Origin of the sequence: Mesorhizobium atlanticum (assembly GCF_003289965.1) — a bacterium.
Classification (GTDB): Bacteria; Pseudomonadota; Alphaproteobacteria; order Rhizobiales; family Rhizobiaceae; genus Mesorhizobium; species Mesorhizobium atlanticum.
The window spans coordinates 1-16,364 of record NZ_QMBQ01000004.1 but is presented as its reverse complement, the minus strand read 5'-3'; the positions used below and the strand labels follow the sequence as shown (position 1 = coordinate 16,364).

Genomic DNA, 16,364 nt, shown 5'->3' with positions numbered 1-16,364 from the left:
AGCGGGCCATCAACAGCTCGATACCGGCAGCTCGATGCGCACGCGGGCGCCCCGCTCCGAACCGCCCAGGATACTGACCGTGCCGCCATGCAGCTCGGCGATCTGCCGGGCAAGGTTGAGGCCCAGGCCGGCGCCGCGCGACTGCGGCTGCAGGCGGTAGAAGGGCTGGAAGACATTTTCCCGCTCGTCCGGCGGAATGCCCGGGCCCTCATCGCGCACCTCGATGCCTCCGCCTCCGTCGATGCCGACCGTGATCGTGCCGGAGCCGCCGCCATGGTCGATGGCATTGCGCACCAGGTTTGCCAGGGCGCGTTCGATCTGCATGCCGTTTGCCTTGACATGAACCGCTCCGGCTGGTGGCTCGAAGGCGAGGTCATAGCCGGCCTCGATCGCCAGCGGCGCGAGGTCGGCGGTTACCCGGCGCCCGAGCTCGGTCAGGTCGACGCTTCGGCGCTCGTCGCCCGGCCGCTCCAGCATCTGATGATCGAGCAATTGCTGGGCAAGGTGCGACAGGCGCTCGATGTCCTGCAGCAGACGTTCGCTCTGCGGTTCCTTGGTCAGAAGCTCGGCCCGCGTGCGCAGGATGGCGATCGGCGTGCGCAATTCATGCGCGGCGTCGGTCAGAAAGCGGTTGTGCTGGTCGTAGCCCTGCGCCAGGCGCGCCAGCGTTTGGTTGAAGGCGTGGACCAGCGGCGCGATCTCCTGCGGCACGCGTTGCACCGGCAGCTGCATGCCGCGTGTGTTGATGTCGATGCGAGCGGCCTGGTCGGCGGTGTCGACCAGGCCCGCGAAAGACCTGCGCACAACGGCGGGTGTCGTCACCAGCGTGGCCAGCCCCATGACCAGGACGATGGGCAGCACCAGGGTCAGAACGATCAGCGACAGCGCCGGCAAAGCGCGCTGCCAGTTGCGGCTGCCGTCGGGATTGCGCGCGACATCCACGGTCGCCGAGATGTTGACTTCCAGCCCGTCCGTCTGTTCGCGCGACGAGCGCGTCGAGGTGATGATCTGCACCGGCCCCGCCTTGGTCGTGGTGTTCTCGACATAGGCTTCGGGGCGCAGATCATCGCGGTTGAGGTCGAGGGTCGCATGTTCGACGGAATCGAGCAGAAGGCCGGGCGTGCCGGCATAGACTTCCGGCACGGCGCCGGAGCGGACGCTCTGCCCGGTCCTGTCGCGGATGATGTACCAGACATGCGGAAAGCTCTCGCGGAATTGCTTGAGTTCTTCGGTCTCGCGCACCACCAGCCGGCCGTTCACGTCGCGCTCGACGGCGCCTTTCAGCGCCGCCACGGCGGCCTCATTGTCGACCAGCAGCGTCGGATTGGCGATCCAGAACGCCGCGGCGCAAAGCCCGACGAAGATCGCAAGCATCGCCGCCTGCAGCAGGATCAGCCGCCGCACCAGCACCCATTGCAGCGAGCGTGTACGGCGCTGCCTCACGGCAAGGCCCTCAGCAGGTAGCCGATGTTGCGGATGGCGCGGATTTCGATGCCCGCGGCAGCGTCTTCCAGCTTTCGGCGCAGCCTGGAGATATGCGCGTCGAGCGCGTTCGAGCCGATCTCGTCATCCAGCGCGTAGACCGCCTCCTCCAGGGCCCGGCGCATCACGGCACGGCCCGGTCGGCGGATCAGTGTTTCCAGCACCAGGCGCTCGCGCCGGGGCAGGTCGAGAGCCTTGTCGGCCACCAGCGCTTCACGATCGCGGAAGTCATAGACGAGCCGACCGACCTCGATACGCTCGGCGCGCAAGGTGAACTGCCGCCGGTGCAGCGCGCGCAGCCGCGCCACCAGCTCCTCGGTGGCGAAGGGTTTCACCATATAGTCGTCGGCGCCGGCATTGAGCCCGCCGACGCGGTCGTCGATGCCGGCCATCGCGGTCAGCGCAATCACCGGCGTATCGATATTCATCGCGCGCAGTCGCGGGATGAGGTCGAGGCCCTCGCCATCGGGCAGGCGGCGGTCGAGCACGATCGCGTCGTGGCTCCCGACCTTTGCCATGATTTCGGCATCGGCCAGCGTCGAGGTCCCGTCAACGACGAAATCCTGCCGCTCCAGCGCCGTCTTGAGCACCGACGCCATTTCCGGCTCGTCCTCGATCAGAAGGATACGCATTCTTCGATCCCGTTGGCGCAGCAGCGGTTTGCGGATGTCCTTGCCGGCCCGGTAGAGCTTCGACTGTCACGCGGCAAGAGCCAGTTCGCCGCTTGCGCTGACCTCATTCGCATTCCAGCTTCGGCTTGCGGAAATTGGTGATGAACCAGCGACCGCCGGACGATCGGGCGTAGAAGGTGTAAAAACACTCCTGGCGCTCGACATAGCCGGGCGTCTCGGTCTCCTCGTATTCGGTGCCGTGCTTTGTATGACGGACCTCGCCGCTCGACGAGCCGGAGACCACGTTGGTGGAGATCTTGCGCCACTGATAGGCGCGTTCGCCTGGGCCGAGCTCGACCACCGTGGTCGGCGGGCCATAGTCGAGGACAACGGATTCGACCGGCTGTCCGATATAGTTCTTCATAATGTCGGAGGCGCAGCCGGATATGCCGATGAGCGCCGTGGCGAGGAAAGCCTTCAGGGCCAGGCTCCGTCCCCTGCTTGTCTTGAACATGATCTGATTCCTGGGATGGTTACGCGCAGCGGGCAGCTAGGCCGCGAAAATTACATCGACATTACGCCTGGGCCGCCCGTATCCGCGCGGGTCGGAGAAAGGCAGTTTCCCGTGGTGGAGATCGGCGGGGCAGCCGCCACGGAAAACTGCTCTCCGGCGCGCCACAAGTTAGAAGCGGTAATTGATACCGGCCTTCAGCTCCTGGCTGCCTATATCGGTCTTCGCATTGCCGAAGGCCGATCTCGTTTCCACATTGGGCGTGCGGATATAGTCATACTCGATCTTGGCGGAGAGGCCGCCGGCGAACGCCTGTTCGACGCCGGCGCCGACCAGGTAGCCGAGCTTGCGGCTGTCGGTGTCGCGCACGCCGCCTGCCTTGTCGAATGTGGTCATGGCGATGCCGGCGGTGCCGAAGACCAGCGTCTGGTCGAAGGCGAGGCCGGCTTTGGCCTTGGCGGCGGCGCGCCATTTCTCCTTGATCTTGCCGCCCTCGACATTGTGTTCGGCCCCACCGAGATAGGAGCCTTCGAGCTCGGCGCCGAACACGGCCGGGCCGGTCTGGATGTTGTAGCCTGCCTGCACGCCGCCGCTCCAGCCGTTCCGACCGGCGAACGGATTGGGCATCCTGGTGAAGGCGGTTCCGCCATGGACGCCGACATAAGCGCCACTCCATTGGAAAGCGGGCGGATCGTTATAGGCGGGCGAGAGGTCGGCGGCCATCGCCGGCCCGCCGAGACAGGCGGCAAAAGCCGCCGCAAGGGTAAGCTTGGTTCGACAAAACACGTTCCACACTCCAACAAACATGCGCAAGGGCGGCGCCGATGCGCGGATTGACCGATGGAGCCGGCTTCTGGGATTGCCGCTCCGGTTCGTTTGTCTCTCGCGGGCAACAGAATCCCTCTGCCGCAAGGCGCTGCCTTGCGGTCCGAGCTTCCGTTGCGACACGCTGCTCGAAAGACCGGCCCTATCTGTCAGGCGAAAATTGCACGCACATTGCGCAGAACGCAGAAATGAAGATTTTTCTGTTTATTTTCAGCAATTTGTGGCATCTGAATTTACGCAAAATTAAGCTCTGCCGGCGGCACGCGCCCGCAACCGGGCCGCTTGATGGCGCACGGCCGAGTGCGTATCTCTGATACCGCGCCGCCGAATCGGGCGGCTCGAACCGGAGAATGGCCTTGTCCGCACTGACGCGCTTTCTTGGCGACACGCCGCTCAGGGTGTTCCTGAAGCTGCTCGTGGTCTCCTTCCTCGTCGGCCTCGTCATGCATGCCTTCGGCTGGTCGCCGATGGACGTCTTCTACGGCATCCGCCAGTTTTTCGTCGATCTGTGGAATCTCGGCTTCCACGCCATCGACCGCTTCCTCGGCTATATCCTGCTCGGCGCCGCGATCGTCGTTCCTGTGTTCATCTTGCTTCGGATCGCCAGCTACAGGAAATAGCCCAGCGTGGCATTACGCGTATCGCGAGGCAGCCTCGAACAACATGGCGTGGCGCGCGGCGAGTGCCGGCACATCGGTCGAGTAGCCGCCGCCGATGACGCCGCACAGCGGCACGCCGTGGCTACGAAAATGGCCGATGACCATGTCTTCGCGGGCGCTGAGGCCATCGTCGCTCAGCGCCAGCCGGCCCAGCCTGTCCTCGGCATGCACATCCACGCCGGCATTGTAGAAGACGATGTCCCAACGCCTTTGCCCGGACAGCTCCGGCAGGATGGCGCCGAGCTGCTCGAGATAGGCGGCGTCGCCGGTGCCGTCCGGCAAGGCGACATCGAGATCGGAAGCGATCTTGCGCACCGGATAGTTGCGCTCGCCATGCATGGAAAAGGTGAAGGCGCGCGGTTCGTCCTTCAGGATGTCGGCCGTGCCGTCGCCCTGATGCACGTCGAGATCGACGATCAGCACATTTTCCACGGCGCCCTCAGCCAGCAGCGCCAACGAGGCGACGGCGACATCGTTGAAGGTGCAGAAGCCGGCGCCTTGCGCCCGCCTGGCGTGATGACTGCCGCCGGCGGCGTTGCAGGCGATGCCGTGTTTCAGCGCCAGCCTGGCCGCCAGCACGGTGCCCGCCGTGGCGAGCTGGGCCCGCAGCGACACGCGCGGGCCGACCGGGAAGCCGATCTCTCGTTCTATCCTCTCCGGCACCTGGCAGGCGATCACCTGGTCGACATAGTCGGCTGCGTGCGCAAGCTTGAGCCGTGACGCCGGCGCCGGTTCCGGCATCGAAAGCGCGCCCGGCGCGGCCAGCCCGCGCCTACGCAGGGCCTCCATCAAAAGCGGATATTTGCTCATCGGAAAGCGATGGTTGACGGCGAAGCCGGCGTCATAGTCGGGGTGATGGACGATCTGTAGCGGCATGTATCGGGGGGCTGCGCCAGGCTTGGAATTCGGTTGGCAGTCCGGCGGATGTGGTTGCGTCACGCCGGCAAACTGGGGCACATCGGGTCCTCGATCAAGCCGCAATCAAACAGGCAGCAATCCCCTTGGACGCGACTCAAGCCAACGCCAGGTCTTTCGCCGTCACCAACCGCTCGGTGCTGGCGATCGCCGTGCCGATGACGCTTGCCTATCTGACGACGCCGCTGCTTGGCATCGTCGACACGACGGTGGTCGGCCAGTTCGGCGACGCGGCCCTTCTCGGTGGCCTGGCGGCGGGATCGCTGGTCTTCGACGTCGTCTTCACCACCTTCAACTTCCTGCGCTCGGGCACCACTGGTCTCGTCGCCCAGGCCTTCGGGCGCGGCGATGCGCTGGAAGAGCAGGCGGTGCTGTGGCGCGCCGTGCTGATCGCCGTCGTCGCGGGCATCATACTTGCCGCTCTTTCGCCGCTCTTTGCCGTGGCCGGCCAGTGGTTCATGGGCGCCGAGCCGCGCGTCAGCTCGGCGATGTCCATCTATATCCGCATCAGGCTGCTCGCCGCCCCCTTCTCGCTGATCAACTACGCCATATTGGGCTATGTGCTGGGACGCGGCGAAGGCGGGCTCGGCCTGATGCTGCAGGCGGTGCTCAACGGCATCAACATCGTGCTCTGCTTCCTGCTCGGCCTCGAGCTCGGCTGGGGCGTTGCCGGCGTCGCCTGGGCGACGGTCACCGGCGAGTTCCTGGCCATGCTGCTCGGCCTTGCCATCGTGCTCAACCGCTTCCGTAAGCTGGAGCGGCCGTCGCGCCGCCGCATCCTCGATTTGCCGGCCTACCGGCGCATGCTGTCGCTCAACCGCGACATCATGATCCGCTCCTTCTCGCTGCTCGCCGCCTTCGCGCTGTTCACCAGGCAGGGCGCGCAGTTCGGCACGGTGACGCTTGCCGCCAATGCGGTGCTGATGAACTTCTTCCTCTTCGCCGGCTATTTCCTCGACGGTTTTGCTACCGCCGCCGAGCAGTTGGCCGGCCGCGCCATCGGCGCGCAGGCGCCTGCTCCCTTCCGGCAGGCCGTGCGGCTCACGCTGATCTGGGGCTTTGGCCTCGCGGCCGCTGCCAGCCTTATCCTGCTGACCGCCGGCGCGAGCCTGGTGGCGCTGGTCACGACCTCGCCGGAGGTCCGCGAAGTCGCCGACATTTATCTGCCCTGGGCAGCCTTCACGGCGCTGAGCGGCGTGCTGGCCTTTCAGATGGATGGCGTCTTCATCGGCGCCACCTGGTCGCGCGACATGCGCAACATGATGCTTTTGTCATTCCTCGCCTTCACCGCCGCGCTCGTCACCTTGGCGCCCGCCTTTGGCAACAACGGGCTCTGGGCATCGCTGCACGTCTTCCTGCTGGTGCGCGGAGTGAGCTTGCTTGCGATGCTGAGGCTCAGGGTGCGCACGGCATTTTAGGCGCCGATTGCTCGGCTCCGGCCGGACGCCGGCGTGTCTCAACTCCAGAGGTCGGTTGAGAGGTACTTCAGCCCGGAGTCGCAAATCACGACGGCGATCGTCTTGCCCGCTTGATCGCCCTTTAGGAGGCTCAGCGCGGCGGCCACATTCGCTCCGGAGGAGAAGCCGGCGAAGATACCTTCGCTGCGCGCCAGCAGGCGCGCGGTCTCGCGTGCTTCGTCGCCGGAAACTTGAAGATAGCCATCGATGGGGGGGTTGGTCAGGAACGCCAGGTCCGGCATGGCGTAGCCGCCGCCTTGAATAGGGTGTTCGGGTTGGGTGACAGTCTCGCCGGCCGCGGCCGCGGCGCCTTCGGGCTCGACGATGAAGCACTTGATCAGGGGATTGCGTTCCTTGAGCGCCCTCGTCACCCCGGCATAGGTGCCGCCCGAGCCGATGAAGTCGACGAATGCGTCGAGTGCGCCATGGCTGGCGTCCCAGATTTCCGGTCCGGTTCCGTGATAATGGGCAAGCCAGTTCCCGGCGCGATGGAACTGGTCGGCGCGGTAGGCGCCTCGTTCGGCCGTCACCGCTCTTGCGGCCTGCTCGACAAGCGCCAGATCGCCGCCCGAGACCTGCCCCGGCACCGACCCCGGCAACTGGTCCACGAGGATCACTTCCGCGCCGAGCGCCGTCATCATGCGGGCGCGCTCTTCGGAGTTGCCCTTCGACATCACCGCGACGAAGGGGTAACCTCTGACGGCGCAGATGATCGCGAGTCCCGTTCCCATATTTCCGGAAGTAAGCTCGACCACCGTTTGTCCCGGCTTGATGGCGCCCGATCTTTCGGCCTCCTCGATTATTCCAAGCGCCGCACGATCCTTCTTGGAAAAGCCCGGATTGAGATATTCCAGCTTGGCTAGGATTGCGCCGTCGACGCCTGCCTGCGCCGTCAGCCTGTCGAGCCGGACCAGTGGTGTTCCACCGATCGCGTCTACGACGGAACTCAGGATCTCGGCCATCTTCCGTCCTCCCGATGCTGTGCGTCAGAGTCGTTCGGACCAGCTTGCGCAGCCGCTGTCGCGCAGCTCTGCGATGGATTTGAGCCGCTCCCTCTCCACGAACCGCGCCATGCCGGCAACGATGCGCCCCGGCAGCGCCGGCCCGGCATAGATCATGCCGGTGTAGAGTTGGACGAGATCCGCGCCGGCGCGGATTTTCTCAAGCGCCGTCTCGGTGGAGTGGACGCCGCCGACACCGACAATGGCCATGTCGGGTCCGAGCAGCTTGCGCATGCGGGCCAGAACCGCGGTCGAACGTTCGAACAATGGTTTTCCCGAGAGGCCGCCGGTTTCATTCGCCACGCCGCCGCTCCGCAATCCGGTCCGCGACAGTGTCGTGTTGGAGACGATGACGCCGTCGATCTTCTTCTCGGCGGTCTCGGCGGCGATGTCTTCCAGTTCCGCTTCGACGAGATCCGGCGCGATCTTGAGGAAGACGGGCGGCTGCGCAGGGGCCGCGGCACGCGCGGCCATCACCCGCGACAACAGTTCGCCAAGCTGCTCGCGCGCCTGCATGTTGCGCAGGCCCGGCGTGTTGGGCGAGGAGATGTTGATGGTGAGGTAACTCGCATGGGGCGCGAAGCGGGCGACGCCGCGCTCGTAGTCGGCGATGCGGTCGGCGCTGTCCTTGTTGGCGCCGATGTTGACGCCGACAATGCCCGGCCGCCCCTTGCGCGCGGCAAGCCGCTTTTCCGCCGCCGCATGGCCTTCATTGTTGAAGCCCAGCCGGTTGATCACCGCTTCATCCGCCGTCAGCCGGAAAATGCGCGGCTTCGGATTGCCGGGTTGCGGCAGCGGCGTGATGGTGCCGATTTCGGCGAAGCCGAAGCCAAGCCCAAGCAGCGCGTCCGGCACTTCGGCGTTCTTGTCGTAGCCTGCGGCCATGCCGAGCGGGTTCGGGAAGTTGAGGCCGCAGAGCCTGATCTTGAGCCGCGCGTCGCGTGGCGCCGTTGCGCCGACCGGAAGCCCGCAGCGCAACGCCGCGATCGACAGGCCATGCGCGGTTTCCGGATCGAAGGAGAAAAGCAGTTTCTGGCCGATCCGGTCGAGCACGCTCATTCGCCCTCCAGCGCCGGGAATTCGTGGCCGCCGGCGCCGAGCGGCAAAGGCTTGGCCCAAAGGACGGCGTCGAGAGCGAGGGGGGTGTAGAGATGCGGGAACAGCGCGCCGCCGCGCGACACCTCGTATTTCAGCGCGTCACCCAGCTTCTCCCCGTCGATGGCGATCAGCAGCAGACCTGTCTGGCCGGCGAAATGTTTCGCCGCCGTCTCGCGCACCTGCGCGGCGGTGGAGAAATGGATGAAGCCGTCGGCGATGTCGATCGGCGCGCCGGTGAAGCGCCCGTTCTTTTCGGCTTCGCGCCAAAGCGCCTCGGGGGCGATCTTGTAGATAATCTGAGACATTCTCGCGCTATAGTCTGAACCGAAGGAGCGGGGAAGGCTTGAAGCTCGACTCTTCCCCATTTCCGGCGCAAACCTGTGATAGCCCGTCTTCATTGGCTCATGGAGGACGATATGCGTCTGCAGCACATCCTGATCCCCGCGGCGCTTTGCTCGTTAGTTGCCGCTTCCGCCTATTCCGAGGAAACCGACCACTACCGTCTGGAGAAGTCGGCCAACGGCTATGTCCGCATGGATACGAGGACCGGCGCCATGTCGATCTGCGAGGAGCGCGCCGGTCAGCTCGTCTGCAAGATGGCGGCGGACGAGCGCGCCGCCTACCAGGACGAGATCGACCGGCTGGACAATTCGGTCAAGGCCCTCGATGCGCGGGTCGCCAAGCTCGAGAATTCGCTCTCCGCCCGGCTGGAGTCGCAACTGCCGAGCGAAGAGGACTTCAACAGGACGATGAGCTACATGGAGCGCTTCTTCCGGACCTTCAAGGACATCGTCAAGGACATGGACAAGGAAGACGGCGACGGCGGCGCCAAGCTGAACCAGCAGAAGACCTGAGCCGGGGCGCAATTCCAGGAAAAGTGCACAGCGGTTTTCCGTCCGGAATTGCGCAAACGACAGCCGGCCGCTCCTGGGGAAAACCCCATGCGCGGCCTTTGCCGCTTGAAAAAGCGCCGCGCGGCCGCATAATCATTCCGGTCCCCGCAAGAAGCACGAAAATGATGATGGGATCGGGGGAGGAATATTTGCCGTCGGGCCACACTTTCGTCATTGCCGACGACCATCCGCTTTTTCGCGGCGCGCTGAAGGAGGCGCTGGCCGGCATCGGTGACGTCGCCGCCATCCATGAGGCCGGCGATTTCGAAAGCGCCAAGGCGCTGGTGCTGGCCAATGAGGATATCGACATGGTGCTGCTCGACTTGTCGATGCCGGGCGCCAGCGGCCTCTCCGGCCTGATTGCGCTGCGCGGCATCCATCCGGCGGTGCCGCTGGTCGTGGTGTCGGCCCATGACGATCCCGTCACCATCCGCCGCGCCCTCGATCTCGGCGCCTCCGGCTTCATCTCCAAATCGGCCAGCATGGAAGAAATCCGCGCCGCGGTGCAAGCCGTGCTCGCCGGCGATATCGCGGCACCCGCCGGCATCGAGCTCGGCGTCGAGCGCGACCCGGAAATCTCCGACCTGATCAAGCGCCTGCAGGCCCTGACGCCGCAGCAGACACGCGTGCTCGGCATGCTGGCGGAAGGCCTGCTCAACAAGCAGATCGCCTATGAGCTCGGCGTTTCCGAGGCCACCATCAAGGCGCACGTCTCGGCCATCCTGCAGAAGCTTGGCGTCGACAGCCGCACCCAGGCGGTCATCCAGCTCTCCAAGATCGGCAATGACCCGCTGCAGCCGGTAAGTTAGCTACTTCTGCCTCTACTCCGCCGCCGGCGCCAGCGGCCTGACCCTTGCCATCATCGAGCGGAGCACGGCGGGCTTCACCGGCTTGTTGACGACCGGAATGTCGAGCTGGCTTGCGGCGGCGCGCACCTCGCTGGAGCGGTCGGCGGTGACCAGCACGCAGGGCAGGTCCTGGCCGTAGACGGCGCGCAGCCTGGCGATCGCGTCGAGGCCGGTGCCGCCGTCGAGATGATAGTCGGCAAGCACGACGTCCGGCCTCGCCGCGCCGGGCCGCACAAGCTCTCCCGCTCCCGAAGCCGTCTCGACATGGCAGCCCCAGCCTTCGAGCAGCAGCCGCATGCCGTCGAGGATGCGCGCGTCATTGTCGATGCAGAGCACTTCGAGCCCGGCAAGCGTCGAGGCGGAGCGGGCCGGCGCCTTGCCGATCTCACGCGGCGGCGCCGCGACCGCCGCGATCGGCAACAGGACGGAAAAGCGCGTGCCTTTGCCCGGGTTGGAGAAAATGCGGATTTCGAGCCTCAGCACCCTGGCGATGCGGTCGACGATCGAAAGGCCAAGGCCGAGCCCCTCGGCCTCGCGCACGCCCTCGTCGAGGCGCGTGAACTCGTGGAAGACGGTGTTGAGCTTGTCGCCGGCGATGCCGATGCCGGTGTCGATCACCTGGATCTCGGCCAGTTCGCCGCGCCGCCGCACACCCACAAGGATGCGGCCCTTGCGCGTGTATTTGATGGCGTTCGAGACCAGGTTCTGGACCAGCCGGCGCAAGAGATTGCGATCAGTCATGACGCCGAGCGAGGACGGCATGATCTTGAGTTCGAGCTTCTTTTCGGCGGCCAAAGGGCGAAAATCATTGCCGATCTGGCCGAGCAGCCCGCCGAGGCTGAAGGCTATGTCTTCCGGCTTCATGGCGCCGGCGTCGAGCCGCGAGATGTCGAGCACCGCGCCGAGGATGGTTTCGACGGATTCCAGCGAGGACTCGATGTTGATGGCCGCCTTGCCGGCCGGCCCCTTGCCGGCCTTCTCGATCAGCGACGAGCAATAGAGCCGCGCGGCGTTCAGCGGCTGCAGGATGTCGTGGCCGGCGGCGGCGAGGAAGCGCGTCTTGCCGAGATTGGCCTCCTCGGCCAGCATCTGCGCCTGCGCCAGTTCCTCGTTGACCCGGGTGAGTTCGATGGTGCGGGTCTTGACCCGCTGTTCCAGCGATTCATTGGCCCGCTTCAGCGCCAGGTCCTGCTCGACGCGGCCGGAGATGTCGGCATAGGTGGCGACGATGCCGCCGTCGGGCATCGGGTTGGAGCGCAGCTCCAGGATGCGCCCGCTGGTCTTCAGCTCCATCTGCCATGGTCCGGCGAAGCTGGTCAGCCGGTTGAGCATCGTCACGCGCTGGTCGGCCGGAATATCGCCGCGTTCGGCGAGATGGCGCAGGATCCGGTCGAGCGACACGCCGACCTGGCCCATTTCGTCCGGCAGGTCGAACAGCAGCCGGTATTGCCGGTTCCAGCAGATCAGCCGGAAATCGCGATCGAAGACGGTGATGCCCTGCTCCATCTGGTCGAGCGCGATCTGTAAGAGGTCGCGATTGTGTTGCAGCGCCTCGGTGGCGTCGTCGAGCAGCTTGAAGGCATCCTTGGAATCGCGGTCGTTGCGGCGGAAGAGCAGCGACAGGATGAGCCGCGCCGAGGACGAGCCGACGGCGCTTGCCAGCAGTTGCTCCGAGAAGCGGATGACATCCATGCTCGCTTGCTCTTTGCCGTGGAGCGAAACGCTTGCGCTCTTCTCAAACGACTGAAAGGAGCGCTCCGTGCGCTCGACGCCGAGATAGCGCGAGATCGTGTCCTTGAGATCGTTGACGGTGACGGCGGTGCGGAAGCGCCTGAGACTCGGCATCGGGCCCGCCTCGCGCGGTACGAAGATCGCCGCCTGGATGCGCTCAAGCGGCACGGATGCGCGGGAGAGGGAGCCGAGGACAAAAAACAGGGCGTTGACCGAGAGGCTCCACAGCACGCCATGGTTCAGCGGCTCGCCGACGGTGCCGAACAGCGCCTGTGGCCTCAGCGCCTCGAAGCCGAACAGTCCATGGACGACCATGTCGGAACCGGGGCCGGCGAGCGAGGGCAGAAGAAGCGTATAACCCCAGACAGCGATGCCCGCGACCATGCCGAGCGCTGCGCCCCGGCCATTAGCGCGACGCCAGATCAGGCCGCCGATCAGCGCCGGCGCAAATTGCGCGATCGCCGCGAACGACATCAGCCCGATCGAGGACAGCCGCGCGCTGTTGGTGCTCTCGCGGTAATAGAGGAACGCGATGAACAGCAGGATGAAGATGGACGCGCGGCGTACGTTGAGGATCAGCGTCGACCAGTCCTCGTTCTCCGAAGCGCTGGTCTTGATCACGCGGCGCACGAACAGCGGGATGATGAGATCGTTGGAGATCATGATCGACAGCGCGACACTTTCGACGATCACCATGGCGGTCGCCGCCGAGAGGCCGCCGACGAAGGCGGCCATGGCGAGCACGTCATGGCCGCCGAGCAGCGGCAGCGACAGGACATAGAGGTCACTGCTGGTCTTGGCGCCGACCAGCGACAGGCCGGCAAAGGCGATCGGCAGCACGAAGAGGTTGATCGCCACGAGATAGAGCGGGAACAGCCAGGTCGCCGTGCGCAGTTCGGCCTCGCTGCGGTTCTCGACGATGGTGACATAGAATTGCCGCGGCAGCATCAGGATGGCAAAGCCGCTCAAGGTGGTCAGCACCAGCCAGGTGGCTAAAGAGGTATTGTAGCTCATCGCCTGGCGTACCTGGCCGTTCGCGGCCAACTTGGCGAACATATCGCCGGGGCCGCCGAAGATCAGGAACGTGACCATCAGGCCGATGGCTATGAAGGCGGCAAGCTTCACCACGGTCTCGACCGCAACCGCCAGAACCAGCCCGTCCTGATGTTCCGTGGCGTCGGCGTGGCGGGTGCCGAACAGCACCGCGAACAGCGCCAAAAGCATCGCCACCACCAGCGAGATATCACTGACGAACGGATCGAAAGAGGGTGGCGAGCCGGTATAGTGTTCGATCATCAGGCTGACCGAGCCCGAGATCGCCTTGAGCTGCAGCGCGATATAGGGCACCGCGCCGATCGTGGCGATCAGCGTCGCGATCGCCGCGACGGTGAAGCTCTTGCCGTAGCGGGCGCCGAGAAAGTCGGCGATCGAGGTGATCTTCTCGCTCTTCGCCAGCCGGACCAGGCGGTTGAGCAGTGGGAAGCCGAACACGAAGACCAGCACCGGGCCGGTATAGATGCCGAGGAATTCGAGGCCGCGCTCGGAGGAAAGGCCAACCGAGCCGAAGAAGGTCCAGGAGGTGCAGTAGATGGCCAGGCTGAGCGCATAGATGAACGGCCGCGCCCGGCCGAGCCCGGAGGCGGCGGCACGCCGGTCGCCGACGCTGGCAATGGCGAAAAGCAGCGTCACATAGGCGATCGCGATGATGACGACGAACCAGCCTTGCACGGCCTGAGCTTCCTCCCTGGCCGGTCTCCCATCCGGCCTGCCCAACCAATTCCGAAAAAAATACCAGGCGATCTGCCGTCAGGAATTGCGTCAGAACAAATACCCAAAGCGGTCGCGCATTTCGATGGAAACGCTCGACCGCCCTGACGCAACCACAGCTCGGGGCCCAAGTCCATCGCGGCTTTCGGCGCATATGCGGCTGATGACGATGCGTGACACAAACCGGTGCCTTCGCTGTTTTTCCGGTTTTGCAACCGGGGGTTTTTGTTATTGTGGGCTCGGGTCGGCGCCGAAGGACAACTGGTGAGGCGGTAGCGCGTCCCGTCATGGCAAGGAGGGTCGAATGCTGAAAGAATTCCAGGAATTCATTTCCAAGGGCAATGTGATGGACCTGGCCGTCGGCGTCATCATCGGCGCCGCCTTCGGCAAGATTGTCGATTCCTTGGTCAACGACATCATCATGCCCTTCATCGGTGCGCTCGGAGGGGTCGACTTTTCCAATTACTTCATTGGCCTGTCGCACAATGTGACTGCCACAAATCTGGCCGATGCGCGTAAGCAAGGTGCAGTCTTTGCCTATGGCAACTTCATCACCGTGGCGCTGAACTTCCTGATCCTCGCATTCATCATTTTCCTGATGGTCAAGGCGGTGAACAATCTGCGCAAGCGGCTGGAACGTGAAAAGCTCGCTGCCCCCGCGGCTCCGCCGCCGGCCGACGTGCAGCTGCTGACCGAAATCCGCGACCTGCTCGCCAAGAGATAACGTGGCGCCAGCCTTCTGGACCAAAGCCCCGGCCGCTGGCGGCCGGGGTTTTCTGTTTTTCTATCTGCTATGAGCGCTGCCGGGATAAGAACGGATTTGTCATGACTTTGATCGAGACCTTGCGCGCCGAAGCCCGCGCCGCACCCGAAAGCGGCATCGTCGCCGTCATCAACCACGGCCGCTTGCGCGAAGGGCTGATCCCGCTCTGGGCCGGCGAGGGCGATCTGCCTACACCTTCCTTCATCAGCGATGCCGCCGCCCGCGGGCTCGCCAGTGGCGAGACCTTCTACACCTGGCAGAAAGGCATTCCCGAGCTCAGGCAGGCGCTCGCGCGCTACTACGCCAGGCATTTCGGCAAGGCCTTCGCCGAGGAGGAGTTCATCGTCACCGGATCCGGCATGCACGCCATCCAGCTGGCCATCGACGCGATCGCCGGCAGCGGCGACGAGGTGATCTACCTCTCCCCCGCCTGGCCGAATTTCGCCGCCGCCGCGGGCGTGGCGGGCGCTGTGCCGGTGCCGGTCACGCTCGACCAGTCCGGCAATGGCTGGTCCTGCGACGTCGACAAGATCGGCTCCGCGATCACGCCGCGCACGAAGCTGTTGTTCATCAACACGCCGTCCAACCCCACCGGTTGGACTGCCGACAAGGAGACGCTCCAGGCGATCCTCGATCTTGCCCGCGCAAGGGGTCTATGGATCATCGCCGACGAGATCTACTCGTTGTTCCACTACGGCCATGGCCGCGCGCCGTCCTTCCTCGACATCGCCACGGCCGAGGACCGCATCCTGTTCGTCAACAGTTTTTCCAAGAACTGGGCGATGACCGGATGGCGTATAGGCTGGATCAAAACCCATCCAGCCTTGCAGCAGGTGTTCGAAAACCTGATCCAATACTCGACCTCGGGCGTTGCCCAGTTCATGCAGCGCGGCGCTGTCGCCGCCCTCGACGAGGGCGACGGCTTCATCACCGAACAGGTGGAACGCGCGCGGGCCGCGCGCGATCTGGTCTGCGGTATCCTGGGCGCCACCGGCAAGGCGCGTTTCACCGTGCCGCAGGGCGCTTTCTACCTGTTCTTCAGGGTCGACGGTCTCACCGATTCCCGAAAAGCCGCCTTCGACATCGTCGACAATGCCAATGTCGGCCTGGCGCCAGGCACCGCCTTCGGTCCCGGCGGCGAAGCCTTCCTCAGACTATGCTTCCACCGCCGCCTCGATCAGCTCGAGGAAGCGGCGCATCGCCTGGCGAAATGGATGAAGACGGTGTAGCCGAGCCGTCGACGAAGCCCGGATCGAACTCGCTCCGGTGAGTCAGCCGGTGTGATTTTCGAGAACCGGCCTACGCCGGCCGTAGCCTTCAAAGGGCGAATGTGCTTATGGACGCTTCGGCCGGCGAAGGCCGGAGCGCAGCGGACATTCAGGTCCGTGAGCACGCGCATGGCCCCGAAGAACCGATTCGATCTTCGGAAAGGATCATGCGCCAAATTGAGGTTGCCACAGCGTCCTTTGCGCGTACTTCAGCCGCCTGATTTCGGCACCAGCAGCGGAATGATGCGGTCGGTCTTGGCGACGGCGGGACGGCCGGAGCCGGCATAGGGGATGCCGAGCGCATCCCAGGTCTCGACCAGCGCGTCCTGCAGTTCGGCGATCAGTGCGTCCGAATGGAACGGTGTCGGCGTGATGCGCAGCCGCTCGGTGCCGCGCGGCACCGTCGGATAGTTGATCGGCTGGATATAGATGCCGTGCACGCCAAGCAGCCGGTCGCTCGCCATCTTGCAGAGCTCGGGGTCGCCGACCAGCACCGGCACGATATGGGTGGCCGATGCCATCACCGGCAGGCCCG

16 protein-coding genes are annotated in these 16,364 nt (G+C 65.0%); 6 read left to right on the top strand and 10 right to left on the bottom strand.

The window, feature by feature from the left end; translation table 11 throughout:
- Positions 1–9 precede the first annotated feature (9 nt).
- The 4 genes from DPM35_RS13690 to DPM35_RS13675 form a co-directional block, all read right to left on the bottom strand.
- Positions 10–1,443 carry a sensor histidine kinase gene (locus tag DPM35_RS13690; protein ID WP_112127832.1) on the bottom strand — a complete coding sequence of 478 codons (1,434 nt, stop codon included), beginning with the start codon at positions 1,441–1,443 and terminating at the stop codon, positions 10–12.
- Complete coding sequence (locus tag DPM35_RS13685; RefSeq protein ID WP_112127831.1) at positions 1,440–2,114, bottom strand: response regulator transcription factor; 675 nt, start codon at positions 2,112–2,114, stop codon at positions 1,440–1,442. Before DPM35_RS13685 ends, DPM35_RS13690 begins: the two co-directional genes overlap by 4 nt.
- Before the next feature lie 103 nt (positions 2,115–2,217).
- Positions 2,218–2,607 carry a hypothetical protein gene (locus DPM35_RS13680; RefSeq protein WP_112127830.1) on the bottom strand — a complete coding sequence of 130 codons (390 nt, stop codon included), beginning with the start codon at positions 2,605–2,607 and terminating at the stop codon, positions 2,218–2,220.
- Between the two features lie 168 nt (positions 2,608–2,775).
- Entirely contained in the window at positions 2,776–3,411 is a 636-nt protein-coding gene (locus DPM35_RS13675) for an outer membrane protein (protein ID WP_181592046.1), read from the bottom strand.
- A gap of 368 nt (positions 3,412–3,779) precedes the next feature.
- Between DPM35_RS13675 and DPM35_RS13670 the strand changes: the two genes are divergently transcribed.
- The gene (locus tag DPM35_RS13670) at positions 3,780–4,049 is read left to right on the top strand and encodes a DUF6460 domain-containing protein (RefSeq protein ID WP_181166832.1); all 270 of its coding nucleotides are present in this window, start codon (positions 3,780–3,782) and stop codon (positions 4,047–4,049) included.
- Between the two features lie 12 nt (positions 4,050–4,061).
- Here the strand turns inward: DPM35_RS13670 and DPM35_RS13665 are convergent, their stop codons facing one another.
- Positions 4,062–4,964: a histone deacetylase family protein gene (locus tag DPM35_RS13665; protein WP_112127829.1), complete on the bottom strand. Its 903-nt coding sequence runs from the start codon at positions 4,962–4,964 to the stop codon at positions 4,062–4,064.
- Positions 4,965–5,089: 125 nt separating this feature from the next.
- Between DPM35_RS13665 and DPM35_RS13660 the strand changes: the two genes are divergently transcribed.
- Positions 5,090–6,421, top strand: coding sequence for an MATE family efflux transporter (locus tag DPM35_RS13660; RefSeq protein ID WP_425373357.1), 1,332 nt, complete (start codon positions 5,090–5,092; stop codon positions 6,419–6,421).
- A 38-nt stretch (positions 6,422–6,459) separates the two neighbouring features.
- Here the strand turns inward: DPM35_RS13660 and DPM35_RS13655 are convergent, their stop codons facing one another.
- From DPM35_RS13655 to DPM35_RS13645, 3 genes are read right to left on the bottom strand one after another with little or no spacing between them, the layout of a single operon-like run.
- Positions 6,460–7,422: a PLP-dependent cysteine synthase family protein gene (locus DPM35_RS13655; RefSeq protein ID WP_112127828.1), complete on the bottom strand. Its 963-nt coding sequence runs from the start codon at positions 7,420–7,422 to the stop codon at positions 6,460–6,462.
- A 24-nt stretch (positions 7,423–7,446) separates the two neighbouring features.
- Positions 7,447–8,520: a quinone-dependent dihydroorotate dehydrogenase gene (locus DPM35_RS13650; protein ID WP_112127827.1), complete on the bottom strand. Its 1,074-nt coding sequence runs from the start codon at positions 8,518–8,520 to the stop codon at positions 7,447–7,449.
- Positions 8,517–8,864, bottom strand: coding sequence for a DUF952 domain-containing protein (locus tag DPM35_RS13645; RefSeq protein WP_181592014.1), 348 nt, complete (start codon positions 8,862–8,864; stop codon positions 8,517–8,519). Before DPM35_RS13645 ends, DPM35_RS13650 begins: the two co-directional genes overlap by 4 nt.
- Positions 8,865–8,975: 111 nt before the next feature.
- On the opposite strand from DPM35_RS13645, the gene DPM35_RS13640 reads away from it, so the two are divergent.
- Both DPM35_RS13640 and DPM35_RS13635 read left to right on the top strand, forming a co-directional pair.
- Positions 8,976–9,413: a hypothetical protein gene (locus DPM35_RS13640; RefSeq protein ID WP_112128454.1), complete on the top strand. Its 438-nt coding sequence runs from the start codon at positions 8,976–8,978 to the stop codon at positions 9,411–9,413.
- 188 nt (positions 9,414–9,601) lie between these two features.
- On the top strand, positions 9,602–10,261 hold the full coding sequence (locus DPM35_RS13635) for a response regulator transcription factor (protein ID WP_112128453.1): 660 nt from the start codon (positions 9,602–9,604) through the stop codon (positions 10,259–10,261).
- A gap of 12 nt (positions 10,262–10,273) precedes the next feature.
- Here DPM35_RS13635 and DPM35_RS13630 read toward each other — a convergent pair whose 3' ends face one another.
- Complete coding sequence (locus DPM35_RS13630) at positions 10,274–13,759, bottom strand: PAS domain-containing hybrid sensor histidine kinase/response regulator (protein WP_181592013.1); 3,486 nt, start codon at positions 13,757–13,759, stop codon at positions 10,274–10,276.
- Between the two features lie 343 nt (positions 13,760–14,102).
- Between DPM35_RS13630 and mscL the strand changes: the two genes are divergently transcribed.
- The gene (mscL, locus tag DPM35_RS13625) at positions 14,103–14,522 is read left to right on the top strand and encodes a large conductance mechanosensitive channel protein MscL (protein ID WP_112127825.1); all 420 of its coding nucleotides are present in this window, start codon (positions 14,103–14,105) and stop codon (positions 14,520–14,522) included.
- A gap of 101 nt (positions 14,523–14,623) precedes the next feature.
- Positions 14,624–15,790 (top strand): pyridoxal phosphate-dependent aminotransferase, encoded by a 1,167-nt coding sequence (locus DPM35_RS13620; RefSeq protein WP_112127824.1) that lies wholly within the window; start codon positions 14,624–14,626, stop codon positions 15,788–15,790.
- Positions 15,791–16,038: 248 nt separating this feature from the next.
- On the opposite strand, the gene DPM35_RS13615 is transcribed toward DPM35_RS13620, so the two are convergent.
- Positions 16,039–16,364: aminotransferase class I/II-fold pyridoxal phosphate-dependent enzyme (locus DPM35_RS13615; protein WP_146767945.1), on the bottom strand; the 326-nt coding region annotated here is incomplete at its 5' end.